Below are 18,313 nucleotides of genomic sequence, written 5' to 3' on the forward strand. Positions count from 1 at the left end.
CTTCAGGCTTGCCCGTGGCGCACCAGATTGAACCCTTCGTCTTCGTCCGGCTCGACGAAGTACGCCGTGATCATGTCGAACTGTTCGTCCGTGGTGGTGTAAGGGTGCGTGCCCGAGGCATTGCGCGCGCGCAGCCTGGCCTTGCAGACCTCATCGGGCAGATCCAGAAAATGCAGCTGATGGGCGCAGCCGGCCTCTTGCGCCACTTGGCGCAGCCATTCACGGCTGCGCCGCGTGTTGGCCGGGAAGTCCAGCACCACCGACAAGCCCGCCCCGACCAGCGCCGCCACGTGGCTGCCCATGGCATTGCGCAGGCGGCTGGCGCAGCGGGCGTAGTCGGTCAGGTCCACGATTTCTCCGGGATACAGCGCCGCCAGCCAGCTGTCCTCGCTGAGCAGGATGGTGCCGGGCCGCGCGGCCAAGGCTTGCGCCAGCGTGGATTTGCCGGCGCCGATCTTGCCGCACAGAAAGTGCAGCATGGGCGTGGCGGCGGCGGAAGGTTCTGTGGACATCATGAAGTGCTCTCCTGGAAAAAACTGCGGCAGGAGGCGGGCCAACAAAAAACCCGCCTCTGGCGGGTTTATGTAGCGATGTACCGACGCGCGCTAACCCACCATGACCTTGATGGTGGTAATAATCAAAGCGAACGGGGTCAGGGATCGGCGCATGTGGTGAAGCTTGCGCCCGGCATCGGCTCTTGTCAAATTCCGCGGAAAAAACAGCGCCGGCAAGCCCTGCAGCTTGCCGGCGCCGTGTTGCATCACGCTGCGCGATGCCGCGGGGACCTCAACGCGCGGGCTGCGGCGCCGCCCCCACGTCCTTGCGCACCTTGGCCACGTCGGCGGCGGTGACGGCCGCCCCCTGGTTGCCCCAGCTGGACCGCACGAACGTCACCACATCGGCGACTTCCTTGTCGGTCATGCGCCAGTCGAAGCCCGGCATCGCGTAGGCAGTGGGCGCCGCCGCGGTGGCCGGCATCTGCGCGCCCTTGAGCACGATGTGGATCAGGGACGAGGGGTCCGCCGAATTCACCGTCGAGCTCAACGCCAGCTGCGGGAAGGTTTCCGCATAGCCCTTGCCGGTACTGCGGTGGCAGGCCGCGCAATTGTTGAGGAAGGCCATGGCGCCGTCGCCCTTGTCCTTGCCCGTGCGCAGCGCCTGCGCCACGGACTCGTTGTAGGCCAGCGGCTTGGTGGCGTCCTTGTTCACCGGCGGCAGGCTCTTCAGATAGGCCGCGATGGCGTTCAGGTCAGCATCGGACAGGTGCTGCGTGCTGTCGCCCACCACCTGCGCCATGCCGCCAAAAGCCGCGGAATGGCCGTTGCGACCGGACTTCAGGAAGGCCACGATGTCCGCCTGGCTCCAACTGCCCAGGCCGTCGGTCGTGTCGCCGCGCAGGTTCTTGGCCAGCCAGCCTTCGACCACGCCGCCGGACAGGAAGGCCGAGCCGTCCGCCTCGGTCAAGGCCTTTTCCTGCAAGGCGACGCCGCGCGGCGTGTGGCAGGTGCTGCAATGGCCCAGGCCTTCGACCAGGTACTGGCCGCGCAGGAGCGCGGCGCGGTCGGCGCCCTGGGTGTCCGCGGTCACGGGGGCCGTGGCCACGTCGGGCGCAAACATCCAGCGCCACACGCCCAGCGGCCAGCGCATCGACAAGGGCCAGATGATGTCCGTATCCTTGTTCTCCTGCTTGACCGGCTCCACGCCGTGCATGAAGTAGGCGTACAGGGCCTTCACGTCCTCGGGCGTGACCTTGGCATAGGCGGTGTACGGCATCGCCGGATACAGCGAGTGCCCGTCCTTGGCCACGCCATGGCGCACGGCCCGGTCGAAGTCCTCGTAGGAATAGCCGCCGATGCCGGTGTCCTTGTCGGGCGTGATGTTGGTGGAATAGATCATGCCCAGCGGCGAATCGATGCCCAGGCCGCCCGCAAACGGCTTGCCGTCCTTGGCCGTGTGGCAGGCGATGCAGTCGCCGGCGCGCGACAGGTACTCGCCCTGCTTGATCATCTGGGCGTCGGCGGCGGCCGGCGTGCCGTCCGCGGCGAACGCGGCGCTGGCCACCAGGGCGGAGATGGCCGCAACAATGGTCTGCTTAATCATTGTGCCGTCTCCTTAAGCCTGGACCAGCGGGCCGGGGTTCTTCAGATACAGGTCGCGGATCGCTTGCGCCGACCAATAGGCCAGCGCCCCGACCAGGCCGGTGGGGTTGTAGCCCATGTTCTGCGGGAACACGCAGGCGCCCATCACGAACAGGTTGGGCACGTCCCAGCTCTGCAGGTACTTGTTGACCACGCTTTCCTTGGGGTTGGTGCCCATGATGGCGCCGCCCGTGTTGTGCGTGCTCTGGTAGACCCGCGTGTCGTAGCGCGCGCCCTTCTTGCGCACTCCCACGGCGTACTTTTCGGGCTTCATGGCCTTGGCCACTTCTTCCATGCGCTTGCCCATGTAGCCCAGCATGTCGAACTCGTTGTCGTGCCAATCGAAGGTCATGCGCAGCAGCGGCTGGCCAAAGCTGTCCTTGTAGGTCGGGTCCAGCGACAGATAGGCGTCGCGGTACGACATCACCGAACCGGAAATGCCTATGGACATGTGGCGCTGGTAGGCGTCCTGTACGCCGGCCTTCCAGCCCGTGCCCCAGCTGGGCGTGCCCGGCATGGTGGGCGTCTGCTTGATGGGACGGCCGCCGTAGCGCACGTGGCGGATGCTGGCGCCGCCCAGGAAGCCCAGCGGGCCGTGGTCGAACTGGTCGCCGTTCAGGTCGTCCATGCCCACGCCGCCCGCGCCCGTGCCCACGAAGGGATTGAGCTGGGTACCCTTGGGCAGCAGCACGCTGACCGCGCCGTTCATCTGGTACGCATAGTTCTTGCCGACCACGCCTTCATTGGTCTTGGGATCGTAGGGCTTGCCGATGCCGGACAGCAGCAGCAGGCGCACGTTGTGCATCTGGTAGGCCGACAGGATCACCAGGTCCGCCGGCTGCTCCACTTCGCGGCCTTGCGCATCGATGTAGGTCACGCCCACGGCCTTCTTGCCGCTCGAGTCCAGGTTGACCTTGATCACGTGCGAGTGCGTGCGCAGCTCGAAGTTGGGCTTCTTCAGCAGCACCGGCAGGATGGTGGTCTGCGGCGAGGCCTTCGAGTACATGTAGCAGCCGTAGTTCTCGCAGAAACCGCAGAAATTACAGGGGCCGAGACGCACGCCATAAGGGTTGGTGTACGGACCCGAAGCATTGGCCGCAGGCGCCGGATACGGATGGAAACCGACCTCGCGCGCCGCCTTGTCGAACAACTGGGCGCCGTAGGTGGTGGTCAGGGGCGGCAGCGGAAATTCCTTGCTGCGCTTGCCTTCCAGCGGATTGCCGCCTTCGACGATCTGGCCGTTCAGGTTGCCGGCCTTGCCGGAGGTGCCGCATACGTACTCGAACTTCGTGAAGTACGGCTCCAGCTCATCGTAGGTCACGCCGAAATCCTGGATGGTCATGCCTTCAGGAATGAAGTTCTTGCCGTAGCGCGTTTCATACCGGGTGCGCAGCTCCAGTTCTTCGGGCAGCACACGGTAGTGCATGCCATTCCAGTGGAAGCCCGCGCCGCCCACGCCCGTGCCCAGCAGGAATGAGCCGTTCTGGCGGTACGGCACGGCCACGTCGTCCACGCCATGGCGGATGGTCACGGTTTCCTTGGACAGGTCCTGGAACAGCTTGCCGCGCACGGAGTACGCCAGCTCATCCGCAACCTTGGGATACTCGGCGTCCTTGGGCGTGTCCTGCATCGCGCCGCGCTCCAGCGCCAGTACATGCAACCCGGCCTCGGTCAGCTCCTGGCCGAGGATCGCCCCGGTCCAGCCGAACCCGACCAGCACCGCATCGACTTTGTCTTTCTTGATCGCCATGGCTTAACCCTTCTCCCCAGAGATCGACACGGGGCCGTAGGGATACTTCGCGTTGGGCTGGTCGGCCCAGTCCATGAAGTCCGCGCGCGCGCCCGGGAAACCCACCATCTTCCAACCCACCATGTTCTTGTTGCCGCCATACATCGGATCGGCGAAGAAGCCTTCCTTGGTGTTGGAAAGCAGGAAGCTGAAGAACGTCGTGGCAGGCACGGTTTCGAACTTGATCTTGCCGCCCTGCAGGTCCTTCAGGATCTGCTCCTGCAGCGGCTTGTCCAGTTCGGCGTAGGCCTTGCCGTGCGTCTTCACGCACCAGGCGTCACAGGCCTCGATGCCGTGGCGATAGACCTCGCGGGGATTCTGGTTCAGCTGGTAGCCCAGTTCCGGCACCTGGTCGGTGTGGAACGGACCTTGCATGTACCAGAGCTTGCCGTGGCCGAACGGGGTTTCCATCTGGCGGTCGATGAACTCCGGCACGCCGGCCTCGATGGCGCCGGGACCGTACTGGTCTGCGGGAATCAGATGATCCACCGCGGCCACGATGAAGGCCCATTCGGCCTTGGTGAAATAGGTGGGTTCGTAGGGCTTGGCCGCGCGCGCTGCGGCGCTATCCGGCTCGTTGGTACAGCCGGTGGTCATTGCGCCCACCGCCAGCGTCGACGCCGGCACAATGGCCAACGCCTGCAGGAACCGCCTGCGCGGCTTTGCGTCTTCTGTCATAGACATCTCCGTGAATACTCCAAGTTGTCCTAGCTACCGAACATGAACCTGGGAACACGAACCGCCGAGCTAGTGACAACACGCTCTTCGCTTGCAGAAAATCGACCCGATCCCCACGACATGGAGCTTGGGAAAGGGTGCGCACATTATGCGCTTTTTAGGCCATCTGATACGCTCAGATGACCATATCAGATCGATTTTCTTGACATGAAAATAAGTTTTGCATTAAGGACAAAGTAAGAAACCCGCTTGCGCGGGTTTCATGGCACTGCGGTGCGCGGCTGGCGCGCGCTTGCGGCTTTGCCGCGGACGAGGCGCTATGGTCAGGACTCGTCGAACAGGCGGCCGTATCCGGGTCTGGCCTTGCCCCCTCCCCCCGCAAGCCGCACTGCGTCCCAGAACCCTGCAGGCGAACTCGACACCGCCGGCACGCCCAGACGGCGCTCGACTTCGGGTATGGCGTCCAGCGTCAACAGGCCGCCGCAAGACAGCAGGATGCCGTCGCTATCGGGCGCCGCCTCGAATGCGCGCACGCACAGGTCGACCAGCGTGTCCGTATCCACGCGCCCCATGGCTTCGACGCCCGTGATGCCGAGGCTGCGGCAACCGGCGGGAACCAGTCCTTCCTCGGCCAGAAATGCCGCCAGGCGCTCGTTCACATCGTCGATATAGGCCGTCGCCAGCGCGACGCGCTGCACGCCCAGGGCGCGCAATCCGTTCAGGACCGCCGTGCTCATGGTCGTGCACGGCAGTCCGGTGGCTTCGCGCATCGCCTCGGTCAACGCGGCATTGAAGGCCGCGCCCCGGTAGAAGCTGAGCGAGGTGCCCATCAGCGACACCACCGCGGCGCCCTGTTCCCGCAGGCGGCGCGCATGGTCCACCACCGATTCGATCACGGCGTCATAGCCTTGCGGCGTGACAGAGCCCAACCCCAGTCCGCTGGCGATAAAGGGCAGATCGGGATAGAGCCGCGCCCCGTCCGCCGGCACTAGGCCCGCGGCGGGCGGCACGATCATGCCGATGGTGGGGGTGCTTGATTGCTGCATGAAAAGTTCTCCTGCTGTGGATACCGAAAATCTCAAGGGGCGAAGGTCAGCTTGGCGCGCGAGATCAGGTCGACCCAGCGTTGCTCCTGCACCGGCAGCCATGCGGCAAGTGCGGCGGCAGGCTGGTAGCGCACCAGCGAGCCCTGCGCGATGAACGCCTCGCGCAGCTTGGGCTGGGCCAATACCTGCGGCAACGCCTGCGTGATCTTTTCCAGCGCGGCAGCCGGCGTCTTGGCCGGCGCCAGCAGGAAGATCGCGGGGGTCGCGTCAAAGCCCGGCAGCGTCTCCGCCACCGTCGGCACATCCGGCAAGCCGGGGAACCGCTCGGCGCCCAGCACCGCCAGGATGCGTATACGCCCTGCGCTCGCCTGCGGAATCACTGCCGGCAGGCTGGAAATGGCGGACGACACCTGATCCGATGCGACCGCCTGCGTGGCCGGGCTGCCGCCCTTGTATGGAACATGCACCAGGTCCACGTCGGCCATGGACTTGATCAATTCGCCACCCAGATGGTGCATGGACCCCACGCCCACCGAGGCGTAGGTGTAGTGGCCCGCTTCCTTGCGCGCCATGGCCAGCAGATCCGGCAGCGTCCGCGCCGGGCTGGCCGCAGGCACGGCCAAGGCCAGCCCGGCGTCGCCCACCATTGCAACCGGCGTGAAGCTCGTGCCCATCCGGTAATTGACCTTCGGATAGATGTGCGGCGCGAGCAGCAGCGACGTATCCGCCAGCAGCAGGGTCGCGCCGTCGAATTCGGCCCGCGCCACCACGTCGGCGGCGATGGTGCCTCCCGCCCCCGCCCTGTTCTCAACCACCACCGGCCGCTCGATCGCCTGCGCCAGCCCCTGGGCCAGCAGCCGCGCCAGCGTATCGACGCCGCCGCCGGGCGAAAACCCGACCACGATCTTGACCGGCGTGGTCTGCGCCTGGACAGCCGGACTGGCGGCGGCGATGAACACGGCGGCCGCAAGGCCTGCAAATCGATGCAACACGGCGAACCTCCTGCTTCTGTTTTTGATCGATGGCGCAATAGCGCCGGACAGCATCACGCCCCGGCCGGCGCCGGTAAACGCGGTGGACAAGGTTCAGTTGACCGGCTTGGTATGCCTGGCCGCGGTGCGCGGACCATACAGCCAGGCAAGCGTGGCCGCGGCGGGCGCAGCCTGCTGCTCCGCGCGCATGCTGCCTACCGCCGCGTAAAGGCCCTGCGGAAAGCGTTCGGCGAATTCGCGGAACTGCTGCCCGCCCTCGACGATGTGGCGGGTGGCGGCCTGCGAGGCGGCACGCTCGTCGCCGTCCAGCACCGCCTCCAGCACGCTGGCGTGTTCCCGCCATGAACAAGCCAGGCGACCCGGCTGATCGAAATGCCGCAAGCGGTACGGGTGCGTGCGCTTGCGTATCGCCATGATCTGCTGGATCAGGTAGCTGTTGCCGCTGGCGCGATAGAGGACGTCGTGGAACTGGAGGTTCGCCGCCGCGTAGCCGCCAGGACGGCTTGCGGCCCGAGCCGGCTCGGCGTCGCGGTGGGCTGCCAGCAGTTCACCGCGCCCGGCCCGGGTGATGCGCTGGCTGGCCAGCCCCGCGCACAGTCCTTCCAGGTAGGCCAGGGTTTCGAACATATTGGCCAATTCGTCGGGTTCGAGCGCGGCCACGAATATGCCGACACGGGGCTTGATGTGCACAAAGCCCTGGGCCGAGAGTTGCAGCAAGGCGTCACGCACCGGCGTGCGCGAAACGCCGCAACGCTGCGCCAGCAACGCCTCGTCCAGCGCCAGGCCCGGCGGCAGCTCGGCATTGACGATCTGATCCTCCAGCGTCTGCCGTATCCGATCAGCCGCCGTGGCGGGGTAAGGCTTCTGCATCACGATTCCTTGCTGGCAACAGTGGAAGAATTATCGTCAGGGATATCTGATATATCAACGCACGGCGGCAGCCCGGCAAGCTGCGGGCCCTGCTGATTTCCTTGACATGAAAACACCTTCTGCATTAATGACTAGGCCGGCGGCCCTGGACGCGATCCGCACACCTATGGACGAGCAATGAACAAAGAAACCAAGACCTGGCGCAGCACCACGACGACGCGCAGCTGGAGCGCCGCGAAGGACCTCACGCCTGAACAGCGCGCCAACATCGAAGATCTGCTGGACGGCGGAATGGACGGCGCCACGGTCAACGAGACCTGGAGCTATGCCGGCATCGAAAACGGCGAGTCCTTCAAGGTCGAGATCAAGAATGGCGCGGTCACGGTCAATGGCCGCAAATACGACAGCCTGGACGAAGTGCCGCGCGCCGAACGCGAACGCATCGAGGCATTGCGCGCCGGCCAGGGCGATGGCGGCCTGTGGGACATGCTGCGCAATGCCGGCGTGGACGTGGAAAATCTCGCGCCGGGATTGAAGCCGCAGGGCGCGAAGCCGGAGTTCGTGATCGAGACCGATGAGCCGACGCCGACCCGCGCCCCGACGGCAGCCGTCCAATCGGACCCGAACGCGGGCCTCCCTCCGGGCGCCGTGCCGGCCAAGGGCGGCGGCCTGCGCAGGACGCTGCTGATCGGCGTCGCGATCGGCCTGGGCTGGTGGGTGGCGCGGGCGCTGAACCTGTTCTGAAGCGCCCGGGACTGCGCAACGCGCCCGGCGAATTGTTTCAAAACTTGGCCGGCGCACGCAGCATTGCCGCCCCCGACATGCATGGAAACATAAGGACAAAACCCGCCAGGAGCGACACGCCTACGATCTGGGATTCCCGATGCGCGCGGCCTGCGCGCCTGGAGTCCGGATGCGCGTACTGCACTCGCTCAGAGCCCGTGTCGCAGCCAGCCTGGCAGGCATAGGCTCTCTGGTCGCCGCGGCCAGCGTGGCGATTTACGGCGCCTACGGCAAGCTCAACCGTGCGTCCGAACCCGTGTATGGCGCCGATATCTCGATCCAGACCGGCCAGTGGCAGGTGGTGCCGCGCCGGGCCTGGACCGCCTCCACGCCCAAGGTCTATGGCGTGCCGCTCAAGCCCGGCGCCACGGCGCTGGTGGTCGAGGCCGACCTCACCAACCGCACCGCCGAATCGAGCGCCGACTATCTCGGACTGCTGCGCTGGAATGCGCCGTTGGGTTCGGCTGCCGGCAAGCCCATGGTGGTCGGCCTGCGCGACTCCCAGCAAATGCCTTATCTGCAGCCCGGCCTGCCCGAGCGCATGGCCTTCGTCTGGATGCTGCCCCCCGCGGCCGCGGTTCCCATGCGCACCGCGCTCGCGGTGCAGAGCAAGATCTACAAGCCCGTCGACAACCTGTATGGCGCGCCGGGCTGGTTCAATCCCGCGAACGTGGGCCGGATCGAGTTGCCGATAGCCCCGGACGGCGCGCCGGAGTCGGCCCCATGAGCGCGCGGCTGGGCACGCTGCTGCTGGTGCTGGCCGCCGCGCTGGCCCTGTACGCCATGCAGCGCACCACGCCCCGCTACATGGCGCTGACCGGCCCCATCACGGCAAGCGGCGCCATGGGACAGACGGTGAGCGCCAGGCTGTTCGACGTCACTGTGGAGCGCGTGCAGTTCGCGCAGCAGCTGAACTACAAGAGCCTGAGCGCCACGCAGACGCGCACGACGGGCGGCGTCTGGGCCATCGTCTGGCTGCGCTTGGCGGCACGGGACACGTCGGCCACGGTCGGCGAAGCCGCCTGGCTCGGACCCGGCGGCCTGGCCTACCGCCACACGGACCGCCTTGCCCTCGCGCGCAACCAGCCGCCCCACGCCTTGGAACCCGGCCTGCCGCGCACCGTGCGGCTGGTGTTCGAGATCCGGCCGGATCAGGCGCGCGGCGCCACGCTGCTGCTGTCCGCGCGCTATGACCCGCGCCTGGATTCGCAGGTGCGCATTACGCTGGACGACGTCCCGCTGGACGCCTCCGGCCGGCCCATCGCCGCCGCCAACCATGATCTGGAACAGGAGGCCGCCCCATGAACGATGCGGCCGCGAGCGAACGCCGCTGGCGCCGCCGCAGCCTGTGGCTGCTTCCTGTGCTGCTCGCGCTGACGCTGTACTGGAGCGGTCGCGACAGCGTGGCCCGCTGGCTCGCAGGCCGTGAATTGCAGCCGCGCGAAATCGCGGCGGGCGCGCAGGCGCCGCTGGGCGGCGCGCAATGGCAGCTGCGGCAATTCGCGGTACTGGAACCACCTGCCGGCAGGGGTTGGCAGCCCGGCTCGCGCGCCGCGCTGGCTGCTTTCTCCGTGCAGGTGCAATCCGCCGATCTGCCCACGCGCTGGCGCGGCTGCCGTATTGCGCTGCACGACGCGCAGGGACGCACCTGGCTGCCCGCCATCGCCCCGGCGCTGCGCCTGCCGCGCGGCACCGCACGCGGTTGCGTGGCCGCGGCCCACAGCGGCGCCGCACCCGGCGCCAGCGTCGAAATCATGGAAGCCTTCATGGTGCCCGCCGACGCAGCCGCGCCCTGGTCTATCACCGTGTCCATGGACGCCGAACGGCCTGCCTACCTGCGCTTCGCGCCGCCGGAGCCTGCCGGCTGACTCACGCTACTGGCGCGGGCGCCGCGCTGCGCATCTTCCAGGGTGCGTAAGCGCATTCCAGCACGGCCGCAAGAAAGCAGATGCGCACGGGTTCGATCAGCAGACCCGTGGAAGAATCGCGGAAGGGGCTGCCGAACAGCAGCGAAACGCCATGCGCCAGCACCTGCCAGGTATCCAGGTCGTGCGGACCGATCAGGCGCGCCGCGCCGTACCACAGCCACGCGGCGCCCCAGTCGATCAGGCGGTAGCCCACGATGAGCGTAACCAGCAGCAGCGCGCTGCTGTGAAAGGCCAGCCGCACGCCGCTGGCCAGCGGCAGATACCGCTTGCGGTAGCCGGCCACGAAATGCTCGACGAAATCGCGCAGAAAACGCGGCACGGCGCGGTAGCGATCGCCCAGCCGTTGCAGCCGTTCATAGCGCCTGAGATCGGCATCGTCGCGCACGTCATAGCCATAGACCAGTGCGGCCATCACCAGCCATATCACCGGCAACAAGGCATAGAAGAACAGGCTGAGCAGCGCGGCGCCCAGGCCGCGCCCCTGCGCCTCCACGGGCGTCATGCCCGCCGCCCAGGCATTCGTGACGGGCGTCAGCATGTTCATCAGGGACTGCAACAACGCCTCCAGGCCGCGCCGGTCGGCCAGCCACTGCCACGCCTGGTCCTTCCAGCGGCTGATGACGTACAAGCCGATCAGCACCCAGTTGGTTTCGCACAGCACCACCAGCCATTGCCAGCGACCCTTGCCCGTGCGGTCGCGCGCCGTCACCGCCGCCTTGCGCACCAGCCAGGAAATCGCCACCGACACCAGCAGCCAGCGGGAATCCAGCGCGTCCAGCACATTGCCGTGCTCGCCCAGCGGATCCAGCCCATAAGCAAGACGCGAGTATTGCCGCACGATGTCGCCCAGGAAACCCCAGGCGGCGTAGTAGGCGAAGAACGGCAACAAGGCCACGGTCAGCGCCCGCCCCAGACGTCCGTTGCTGCCGCCGGCCTCCGCCTGTCCGGCGCGCGCCGCTTCCTGTGCGCTTTGCAAGGCTGGCAGACCCGGTAGCAGCACCAGGAACATGGCGACAGTGGTGACCAGCTGAGCCAGGGCCACCAGCGTAAGCACGGCCAGGCCGGCCAGATGGTTGGCGAAGCCGGTCTGCGCCGCCACCCACAGCAGCACATCGCGGGCCAGCGTGCCTGCCAGCACCAGCGCCATCAATTGCGGCCAGAACCGCAGCCACAGCCGGCCGGTGAGCGCCCATGGCGCGAGTACGGACTCGAGCATGCCTACACCCTGCAGTGCGCGGATTGAAGCGAACGATGTTAATGCCGCCCGGACGCGCGGAGTGTTACCGCTCGCCACGATTGCGCACAGGGTGTCAATATACGGATATGAGCACATTGACATTCCGCCCCGCTACCGCCGACGACGTCCCCGCCTGCCTGACGATCCGCGGCCAGACGAGAGAGAACGCATTTTCCGTGGAGGAACTGCACGCATTGGGCATCACCGAGGACAGCTGGGCCGCTGGCGTGCGCTCAGGCGACCTGCCCGGCTTCGTCGCCTGCGCGCACGGCCGGGTGACAGGCTACTGCTTCGGCGACCGCGAGACCGGCGAAATCGTGGTGCTGGCGCTGCTGCCCGAAAGCGAGAACCAAGGCGCGGGCAAGACGCTGCTGCAACTGGTGGTCCGCCATCTGGCCAGCCTGGGACACGAACGCCTGTTCCTGGCATGCGCCAGCGATCCCGCCGTGCGCTCCCATGGCTTCTACCGCCACTTGGGGTGGACGCCCACCGGGGAGCGCGACGAGGCCGGCGACGACATCCTGGAACTGTCGATCAGATAGTTTCCAGGCGCCAGCCTTCCCTGCCCGCAACCAGCCGGTGCGTCAGGTCCAGACGCTCCATGAACGCGTCGTCATGGGACACCACGACCAAGGCGCCCCGGTAGGCGCGCAGCATCGCCTCCAATGCCTGCATCGAAGGCAGATCCAGGTGATTGCTGGGTTCATCCAGCAACAGCAATTGCGCGGGCGGGTCGGCGTACAGCGCGCAGGCCAGCGCGGCCTTCAGGCGCTCTCCCCCGCTGAGCTCGCCGCTGGGCGCCGCGATCTTGCGCGCGTCCAGCCCCAGTTGGGCCAGGCGCGTGCGCAAGTCGGCTTGCGTCGCGCTGCGATTGGCCGCCTGCAACTGCTCCAGCACCGGCCGCTGCGGCGCCAGCATGGCCAATCCCTGGTCCAGATACACGGCCTTTGCCGCGACCCGGCAGGTTCCGCCCGGTGCCTGCAGCTGTCCCGCCAGCACCTTGAGCAAGGTCGACTTGCCGCAACCATTCGGACCGACCACGCCCACCCGTTGCTGCCCGCCCAGCGTAAGGTCGATGCGGCGCGTGGCGGCCGGAACAAACGGCAGCTCCACTGCATCCAGTTCGGCGACGCGCCGCTGCGCCGGCATCGCGGCGGGCGGCGCATGCAGCACGATGGCGTCCTGGTCGTCGACCTGCGCGGCCGCCTCGCGCACGCGCAAGGCAAGCCGCTCGCTGGCCGCCGCATGCTGGTGGCGCAGCTTGCCCGCGGAAGTTTCACTGCGCGCCTTCTGCCGGCCCAGCAGGATCTTGGCCTGATTTGCGTCGCGTGCCTGACGGTTGCCGCGCGCCTGGCGGCGTTCCTGGCGTTCGTGCTGTTCGCGCAGGGCCTGTTCCTCGCGTTGGCGCTCATGCTTGCGCTGCTCCAGCAGCGACAGCGCATTGCTCCGTTCCTCTTCCTTGCGCTGCGCGTAAAAGCTGTAGCCGCCCCCATACCCGCGCAGTCCTAGCGTCGACAATTCCACGATGCGCTGCATCGCCTCCAGCAATTGCCGGTCGTGGCTGATCACCAGCAAACCGCGCGGCCAGCGTTGCAGCTGCTCGGCCAGGGCCTGCCGGTTCGGCCTGTCCAGATGGTTGGTGGGTTCGTCCAGGATCAGGAAGTCGGCGTCCGACAGCAACGCGCCGATCAAGGCGACACGCATGGCCTCGCCGCCGCTGAGCGCGGCGGCCGGCGTCGCCGCATCCAGATGGCCCAGGCCGCAGCGTTCCAGCTCCTGCTGCAACGCGAGGCGCGCCCCCCAGCGCTCGCCCACGATGTCGAAGTCCTCGGCGGCGGCGCTGCCCGCTTCGATGCGCTCCAGCGCAGCCAGCGTGGCCTGCATGCCCGCCAGGCCGCCCACGGTTTCCGCCACGCCGGGCGCCGCCTGCTGGGCCAGGTAATGCACGCTGCCCGAGCGCAGGCAGCGGCCGTGGACCGGCGGCAGCTGCCCGGCAAGAATGCGTGCCAGCACGCTCTTACCCACGCCATTGCAGCCCACCAGCCCGGTAGGCCGCAGGTCGAACTGTTCGTCGAGACCGGAGAATAGCGTTCTGCCGTCCGGCAGAACATAAGACACGCCTTCCAGCGCGATATAGGGATTCGTCATGTGCAATTCCAAGGATGCCAAGAACTCCCCCTGCTCTTTGGGGGTGGGTGGAGACTGGCCGTCGCGTAGACGGCGGCATCAGTGGCGCATGGCGAATGACTCCTGGTGAGGTGATGAATACCGCATTGTAATGGGGATCACCGCCTGACCTGGGCATCCTGCTCGATCGTGGCGAGCAGAACGCGCCTGAGGGCGCTGGTCAGATGGCTGCGCGCCTCGTTCTCGAACAGCCCGACGGTGCGCTGCGCGGAGGGATCATCGAAGTAAGCCACGCGCAGCCGCGGATCTTCCTCCCAATGCGCCGCGCGCGTCAGCGGAACAATGGTCACGCCGACATCCTGGTGTACCAGTTCAACCATGGTCCGCAGCGAATTGATTTCCAGGTACTCGCCGAACTTCAGATGATTCCTGCGTATGAAGGCGTCGATCAGCGCCCCCGTATGCGTGTCGCGCGAAGGCCGCAGGAAAAGCCGTCGTGCCATCAGGCTGGCCACGTCCGCCTTGCCCGCCGCCTGGCGGTTGGCGATGAACACGAACGGCTCGGTGTAAAGCGGCGTCCATTGCGTGCCGGAAGGCAGTTTGTGGGCGTTCTTGACAGCCAGCGCGGCGTCCAGCTCCCCTGCCCGCACGCGCAGCGACAGGTCGCCGGAAAAACTGATCACGGGCTGCACGTTGAGCTTGGGATGCGAGTCCCGCAAGGTCAGCACGGCGCGCGCCAGAAACGCCATGGATGTGCCCACCGACCCCACGTCGATGGAACCCACCAGCTCGTCGCCGGCCGGGCCGTCACGCAGGTCGTCGTACAGCGCCAGCAGCTGTTCGGCGCGGGGCAGCAGCCGGTGTCCGCCTTCGCTCAAGGATACGATCTTGCCGCTGCGGTCGAACAGGGTGACGCCCAGGTCGTCTTCCAGGGTCCGCATCTGCAAGCTGACCGCGGCCGGCGTCAGCGACACCCGCTCCGACGCGGCGGCGAACGAGCCGCTGCGCGCCACGGCGACAAAGGTGCGGAAGAAACGGATCGAGCTCATCGGATGGGCGCCATATCGGTAAGAAGAACTTTATATATCACAAAGTAATTTTAGTTTTACTTCTTTATGACAGGCCGTCAAAGTTACGTCGTCCCGCAGCCGAGCCGGCATAGCGGCCCCGTCAACCGTATCGTCACCATCGCGCTGCCGCGGCAGGCGCCGGGACGTGAGCTACGAGCCCCCTATGCTTCGCTTCGCACTCTCGCGCATCGGAATGGCCATACCGACACTGCTGATCGTGTCCGTCGCCGTTTTCGTGCTGATCCGCATGATCCCGGGCGATCCGGCCCAACTGCTGCTGGGCGACCTTGCCGACCCCGCCAGCCTGGAAGAACTGCGCCAGCGCATGGGCCTGGACCTGTCCTGGCCCGCGCAATTCGCCTTGTGGTTCGGCGACCTGCTGCAGGGCGACCTGGGGAAATCCATTACCACCGGCCAGGCCGTGCTGTCCCTGGTCTGGGACCGCTTCCTGGTCAGCGCCCCCATCGTGCTGGCCGCCGTGGCGGCCGCCGCCCTGGTCGCGGTGCCGGCCGGCATCATCGCCGCCTGGCGCCAGAATCGTGCCACCGATATCGCGCTGGTCGGCATGGCCACGCTGCTGGTTTCCATCCCCACCTTCTGGCTGGGCCTGCTGCTGTTGCTGCTGCTGGGACTGAAGCTGGAATGGCTGCCGGTCGTGGGCTACGTGTCGGTGTCGGAGGACGCGGTCGCCGGCCTGCTGTACCTGGCCATGCCCATCCTGACGCTGTTCCTGCACGAGATCGGCGTGCTGATGCGCATGGCGCGCGCCAGCGCCCTGGAGGTCCTGCGCCTGGATTACGTAACCCATGCCCGCGCCAAGGGCCTGAGCGAGCGCGCGGTACTGACCCATCACGTATTCAAGAATTCCTTCGGCCCCACCTGGACCCTGATCGGCCTGGTGCTCGGCAATCTGCTGGGCGGCATCGCGGTGGTCGAGACCGTGTTCACCATACCCGGCCTGGGCCGCCTGCTGGTCGATTCCATCTTCGCCCGCGACTACCCGGTGATCCAGGGTTGCCTGCTGTTCGTCGCGGTCATCTACGTGCTGGTCAACCTGTTCGTCGACCTGCTCTATCCCGCCTTCGATCCCCGCGTTGGAGCGGAGTAAACCGCCATGCAACTGACTACAGCCATCAATCCCGTGAAACCGCGGCGCCGCCGCCTGCCCGCCAATGCGGCCATCGGCGGGGTCATCATCGCCATCGTCGTGGGCGCCGCCCTCATCGGCGCCGTCTGGACCCCGCGCGACCCGCTGGGCATCAGCTTCGCGTCCCGGCTCAAGCCGCCAGGCGCCCAGTTCTGGCTGGGCACCGATGAATTCGGCCGCGACGTGCTCAGCCGCCTGATGGTGGGCGCCTCGACCAGCGTCTGGATCAGCCTCTTGACCGTTTCGTTCTCCATCGTGCTGGGCACCGCCATCGGCGTGCTGACCGGCTTCGTGCGCGGCTGGACCGACCGCATCATCATGGCCTTCAACAACGCCCTGCTGGCCTTTCCCGGCCTGCTGCTGGCGCTGGGCCTGCTGGCGGTGGTAGGCGCCAACAAGTACGGCATCATCCTGGCGCTGGGGCTGGCCTATACGCCTTCGGTGACGCGGATCGTGCGCGGCACGGTGCTGTCGCTGCGCGAGAAGGAGTTCATCGAATCCTCGCGCGTGCTGGGCAATTCCGAGCTCTACACAATGTTCCGCCACGTGCTGCCCAACTGCGTCGCGCCGCTGACGGTTCTGGCGACTTCCATGTTCGGCTGGGTCATCCTGGCCGAAAGCGCCCTGTCCTTCCTGGGGCTGGGCGTGCCGCCTCCCGCGCCGACCTGGGGCAACATGCTGGCCTCGGCCCGTCCGTTCATGGCGCAGGCGACGTATCTCAGCATCTTCCCCGGCATCTGCATTTCGCTCACGCTGCTGGGCATCAACCTGCTGGGCGACGCCGTGCGCGACCGCCTGGATCCGCGCATGCGTACGGGTGAATGACATGACGACCAAGCATATGGACGCCGGCGCGACGCTGGCAGAGGTGAACGGCCTGACGCTGACCGTGGGCGCGGGCGGCCGGGAAATCGTCAAGCGGGTCAGCTTCTCCATCAAGCCCGGGGAACTGGTCGGCATCGTCGGCGAATCGGGCAGCGGCAAGACCCAGGCAGCGCGCGCCTTGCTGGGCCTGACGCCGCCGCCGCTGGTGCGCGCGGCGGGCTCGATCACGTTCGAAGGCAAGTCGCTGACCGACGCCCGCCCCGCCACCCTGCGCAAGCTGCGCGGAGCGCGCATCGGCATGGTCTTCCAGGAGCCGATGACCTCGCTCAATCCTTCCATGAAGATCGGCCGCCAGCTCGACGAAGGGCTGGCGCTGCACCGCAAGGACCTGTCCGCCGCCGCCCGCAAGCAGCGGATACTGGAGATGCTGGCGCGCGTCGGCCTGCGCGACCCCGCGGCTGCGCTGGACGCCTGGCCCCATGAATTCTCCGGCGGCATGCGCCAGCGCATGATGCTGGCCGCCGTCATGCTGCTGGAACCCGCCCTGCTGGTGGCCGACGAACCCACCACGGCATTGGACGCCGTGGTGCAGCGCGACGTGCTGGAACTGATGCTGGAGCTGACCCGCGCCCGCAATACGGCCGTGCTGATGATCAGCCACGACCTGCCCATGGTCGCCAAGTACACCGAGCGCATGATCGTGATGCGCCACGGCGAGATCGTGGAAACAGGCACCACCCAGCAGATCCTGGACCGTCCCGCGCATCCGTACACGCGGCAATTGCTGGCGGCCATGCCCATGCGCGGCCCCGCCCGTCCCGTTCCGACCGAGGCGCCCATCGTCGACGTGCGCCAGCTGCTGGTGGACTACGCCGGCCGCCAGCGGCTGTTCGGCCGCACCCAGGCCAAGCGCGCCCTGCACGGCATCGACCTGCAGATCCGGCCGCGCGAGGTGGTGGCGGTGGTGGGCGGATCGGGTTCCGGCAAGACCACGCTGGGCCGGGCCATCGCGGGGCTGCTGGCCCCCACGGACGGCGGCATCTACTTCCGCGGCAAGCCCATTGCGCAGACGGGCGCCGCCTGGAACGACTACCGCCTGAACTGCCAGATGGTGTTCCAGGATCCCTATTCCTCCTTGAATCCGCGCATGACGGTCGGCGAGCTCACGGCCGAAGGCTTGCGCCAGGTCGACGGCATGACGGCGGCGCAGAAGGCCGAACGCGTCCAGACCGTGCTGACCGAGGTCGGGCTGGGCCCGGAGTACGCCAGGCGCTACCCGCATGAATTGTCCGGCGGCCAGCGCCAGCGCGTGGCGATAGCCCGCGCCATCGTACGGCGCCCCGCCTTCGTGATCGCGGACGAGCCGGTTTCGGCACTGGACGTGACCGTGCGTGCGCAGGTGCTCAAGCTGTTTGCCGAGTTGCAGCAACGCCACGGCTTTTCCTGTCTGTTCATCAGCCACGACCTGGGCGTGGTCGAGCAGGTGGCAGACCGCGTGGTCGTGATGCAGGACGGCCAGATCGTCGAACAGGGCCTGCGCGACCAGATCTTCGACGCGCCCCAGCATCCCTACACGCGCAAGCTGCTGTCGGCCATTCCGGCCCTGGAGGCCAACGACAGCGGCGGCGTACGCCTGAAATGGCGGTTCGACCAATGACGCCCGCAGCCCCGCAGGCATAGGAA

The 18,313-nt window shown here is 67.2% G+C and carries 18 protein-coding genes; 8 read left to right on the forward strand and 10 right to left on the reverse strand.

Translation table 11 applies throughout. From position 1 onward, the window contains the following. Nucleotides 1–2: 2 nt before the first annotated feature. The 7 genes from IB259_RS07260 to IB259_RS07290 all read right to left on the reverse strand — a co-directional run bounded on the left by IB259_RS07260 (nt 3) and on the right by IB259_RS07290 (nt 7,513). Nucleotides 3–515 carry an ATP-binding protein gene (locus tag IB259_RS07260; RefSeq protein ID WP_192328230.1) on the reverse strand — a complete coding sequence of 171 codons (513 nt, stop codon included), beginning with the start codon at nt 513–515 and terminating at the stop codon, nt 3–5. Between the two features lie 271 nt (nt 516–786). Further along, the gene (locus IB259_RS07265; protein WP_054456373.1) at nt 787–2,100 is read right to left on the reverse strand and encodes a cytochrome c; all 1,314 of its coding nucleotides are present in this window, start codon (nt 2,098–2,100) and stop codon (nt 787–789) included. Nucleotides 2,101–2,112: 12 nt separating this feature from the next. Next, nucleotides 2,113–3,888, reverse strand: coding sequence for a GMC family oxidoreductase (locus IB259_RS07270; RefSeq protein WP_054456372.1), 1,776 nt, complete (start codon nt 3,886–3,888; stop codon nt 2,113–2,115). Between the two features lie 3 nt (nt 3,889–3,891). Beyond that, complete coding sequence (locus IB259_RS07275) at nt 3,892–4,605, reverse strand: gluconate 2-dehydrogenase subunit 3 family protein (protein WP_054456371.1); 714 nt, start codon at nt 4,603–4,605, stop codon at nt 3,892–3,894. 323 nt (nt 4,606–4,928) lie between these two features. Beyond that, nucleotides 4,929–5,651, reverse strand: a complete 723-nt coding sequence (locus tag IB259_RS07280) for an aspartate/glutamate racemase family protein (protein ID WP_192328233.1) — start codon at nt 5,649–5,651, stop codon at nt 4,929–4,931. Nucleotides 5,652–5,683: 32 nt separating this feature from the next. Next, on the reverse strand, nt 5,684–6,643 hold the full coding sequence (locus IB259_RS07285; protein ID WP_192328236.1) for a tripartite tricarboxylate transporter substrate-binding protein: 960 nt from the start codon (nt 6,641–6,643) through the stop codon (nt 5,684–5,686). A gap of 93 nt (nt 6,644–6,736) precedes the next feature. Further along, nucleotides 6,737–7,513: a GntR family transcriptional regulator gene (locus IB259_RS07290; RefSeq protein WP_175161432.1), complete on the reverse strand. Its 777-nt coding sequence runs from the start codon at nt 7,511–7,513 to the stop codon at nt 6,737–6,739. A gap of 177 nt (nt 7,514–7,690) precedes the next feature. On the opposite strand from IB259_RS07290, the gene IB259_RS07295 reads away from it, so the two are divergent. The 4 genes from IB259_RS07295 to IB259_RS07310 all read left to right on the forward strand — a co-directional run bounded on the left by IB259_RS07295 (nt 7,691) and on the right by IB259_RS07310 (nt 10,164). Then, complete coding sequence (locus IB259_RS07295; RefSeq protein WP_192328239.1) at nt 7,691–8,257, forward strand: hypothetical protein; 567 nt, start codon at nt 7,691–7,693, stop codon at nt 8,255–8,257. Between the two features lie 169 nt (nt 8,258–8,426). After that, nucleotides 8,427–9,023, forward strand: a complete 597-nt coding sequence (locus tag IB259_RS07300; protein WP_192328242.1) for a hypothetical protein — start codon at nt 8,427–8,429, stop codon at nt 9,021–9,023. Further along, nucleotides 9,020–9,601, forward strand: coding sequence for a hypothetical protein (locus IB259_RS07305; RefSeq protein WP_175181309.1), 582 nt, complete (start codon nt 9,020–9,022; stop codon nt 9,599–9,601). The genes IB259_RS07300 and IB259_RS07305 overlap by 4 nt, the downstream gene beginning before the upstream one ends. Beyond that, nucleotides 9,598–10,164 (forward strand): hypothetical protein, encoded by a 567-nt coding sequence (locus tag IB259_RS07310; protein WP_192328245.1) that lies wholly within the window; start codon nt 9,598–9,600, stop codon nt 10,162–10,164. Before IB259_RS07305 ends, IB259_RS07310 begins: the two co-directional genes overlap by 4 nt. 1 nt (nt 10,165) lies before the next feature. On the opposite strand, the gene IB259_RS07315 is transcribed toward IB259_RS07310, so the two are convergent. Then, nucleotides 10,166–11,440 (reverse strand): hypothetical protein, encoded by a 1,275-nt coding sequence (locus tag IB259_RS07315; protein WP_192328248.1) that lies wholly within the window; start codon nt 11,438–11,440, stop codon nt 10,166–10,168. Between the two features lie 107 nt (nt 11,441–11,547). Between IB259_RS07315 and IB259_RS07320 the strand changes: the two genes are divergently transcribed. Next, nucleotides 11,548–12,003 (forward strand): GNAT family N-acetyltransferase, encoded by a 456-nt coding sequence (locus IB259_RS07320; protein ID WP_175161441.1) that lies wholly within the window; start codon nt 11,548–11,550, stop codon nt 12,001–12,003. On the opposite strand, the gene IB259_RS07325 is transcribed toward IB259_RS07320, so the two are convergent. After that, complete coding sequence (locus tag IB259_RS07325) at nt 11,996–13,609, reverse strand: ATP-binding cassette domain-containing protein (protein ID WP_192328251.1); 1,614 nt, start codon at nt 13,607–13,609, stop codon at nt 11,996–11,998. The genes IB259_RS07320 and IB259_RS07325 overlap by 8 nt on opposite strands. A 137-nt stretch (nt 13,610–13,746) precedes the next feature. Then, complete coding sequence (locus IB259_RS07330; RefSeq protein WP_192328254.1) at nt 13,747–14,637, reverse strand: LysR substrate-binding domain-containing protein; 891 nt, start codon at nt 14,635–14,637, stop codon at nt 13,747–13,749. Nucleotides 14,638–14,821: 184 nt separating this feature from the next. Here IB259_RS07330 and IB259_RS07335 point away from each other — a divergent pair, with 184 nt between their 5' ends. Genes IB259_RS07335 through IB259_RS07345 form a run of 3 tightly spaced genes read left to right on the forward strand, consistent with a single transcriptional unit; the run spans nt 14,822 to nt 18,287 of the window. Then, entirely contained in the window at nt 14,822–15,766 is a 945-nt protein-coding gene (locus tag IB259_RS07335) for an ABC transporter permease (RefSeq protein ID WP_054456359.1), read from the forward strand. A 6-nt stretch (nt 15,767–15,772) separates the two neighbouring features. Continuing rightward, a complete protein-coding gene (locus IB259_RS07340; protein WP_054456358.1) occupies nt 15,773–16,630 on the forward strand; it encodes an ABC transporter permease in 858 nt (285 codons plus the stop codon). A gap of 1 nt (nt 16,631) precedes the next feature. Next, the gene (locus IB259_RS07345; protein ID WP_119451375.1) at nt 16,632–18,287 is read left to right on the forward strand and encodes an ABC transporter ATP-binding protein; all 1,656 of its coding nucleotides are present in this window, start codon (nt 16,632–16,634) and stop codon (nt 18,285–18,287) included. Nucleotides 18,288–18,313 lie beyond the last annotated feature (26 nt).

The sequence above is a fragment of the Achromobacter sp. ACM04 genome (assembly GCF_014851465.1).
GTDB classification, from domain to species: Bacteria; Pseudomonadota; Gammaproteobacteria; order Burkholderiales; family Burkholderiaceae_B; genus Achromobacter; species Achromobacter aegrifaciens.

Coding starts and splice junctions, on each gene's coding strand:
- IB259_RS07260 (WP_192328230.1), bottom strand. CDS start 515: ATGATGTCCACAGAACCTTCCGCCGCCGCCACGCCCATGCTGCACTTT.
- IB259_RS07265 (WP_054456373.1), bottom strand. CDS start 2,100: ATGATTAAGCAGACCATTGTTGCGGCCATCTCCGCCCTGGTGGCCAGC.
- IB259_RS07270 (WP_054456372.1), bottom strand. CDS start 3,888: ATGGCGATCAAGAAAGACAAAGTCGATGCGGTGCTGGTCGGGTTCGGC.
- IB259_RS07275 (WP_054456371.1), bottom strand. CDS start 4,605: ATGACAGAAGACGCAAAGCCGCGCAGGCGGTTCCTGCAGGCGTTGGCC.
- IB259_RS07280 (WP_192328233.1), bottom strand. CDS start 5,651: ATGCAGCAATCAAGCACCCCCACCATCGGCATGATCGTGCCGCCCGCC.
- IB259_RS07290 (WP_175161432.1), bottom strand. CDS start 7,513: ATGCAGAAGCCTTACCCCGCCACGGCGGCTGATCGGATACGGCAGACG.
- IB259_RS07295 (WP_192328239.1), top strand. CDS start 7,691: ATGAACAAAGAAACCAAGACCTGGCGCAGCACCACGACGACGCGCAGC.
- IB259_RS07300 (WP_192328242.1), top strand. CDS start 8,427: ATGCGCGTACTGCACTCGCTCAGAGCCCGTGTCGCAGCCAGCCTGGCA.
- IB259_RS07305 (WP_175181309.1), top strand. CDS start 9,020: ATGAGCGCGCGGCTGGGCACGCTGCTGCTGGTGCTGGCCGCCGCGCTG.
- IB259_RS07310 (WP_192328245.1), top strand. CDS start 9,598: ATGAACGATGCGGCCGCGAGCGAACGCCGCTGGCGCCGCCGCAGCCTG.
- IB259_RS07315 (WP_192328248.1), bottom strand. CDS start 11,440: ATGCTCGAGTCCGTACTCGCGCCATGGGCGCTCACCGGCCGGCTGTGG.
- IB259_RS07320 (WP_175161441.1), top strand. CDS start 11,548: ATGAGCACATTGACATTCCGCCCCGCTACCGCCGACGACGTCCCCGCC.
- IB259_RS07325 (WP_192328251.1), bottom strand. CDS start 13,609: ATGACGAATCCCTATATCGCGCTGGAAGGCGTGTCTTATGTTCTGCCG.
- IB259_RS07330 (WP_192328254.1), bottom strand. CDS start 14,637: ATGAGCTCGATCCGTTTCTTCCGCACCTTTGTCGCCGTGGCGCGCAGC.
- IB259_RS07335 (WP_054456359.1), top strand. CDS start 14,822: ATGCTTCGCTTCGCACTCTCGCGCATCGGAATGGCCATACCGACACTG.
- IB259_RS07340 (WP_054456358.1), top strand. CDS start 15,773: ATGCAACTGACTACAGCCATCAATCCCGTGAAACCGCGGCGCCGCCGC.
- IB259_RS07345 (WP_119451375.1), top strand. CDS start 16,632: ATGACGACCAAGCATATGGACGCCGGCGCGACGCTGGCAGAGGTGAAC.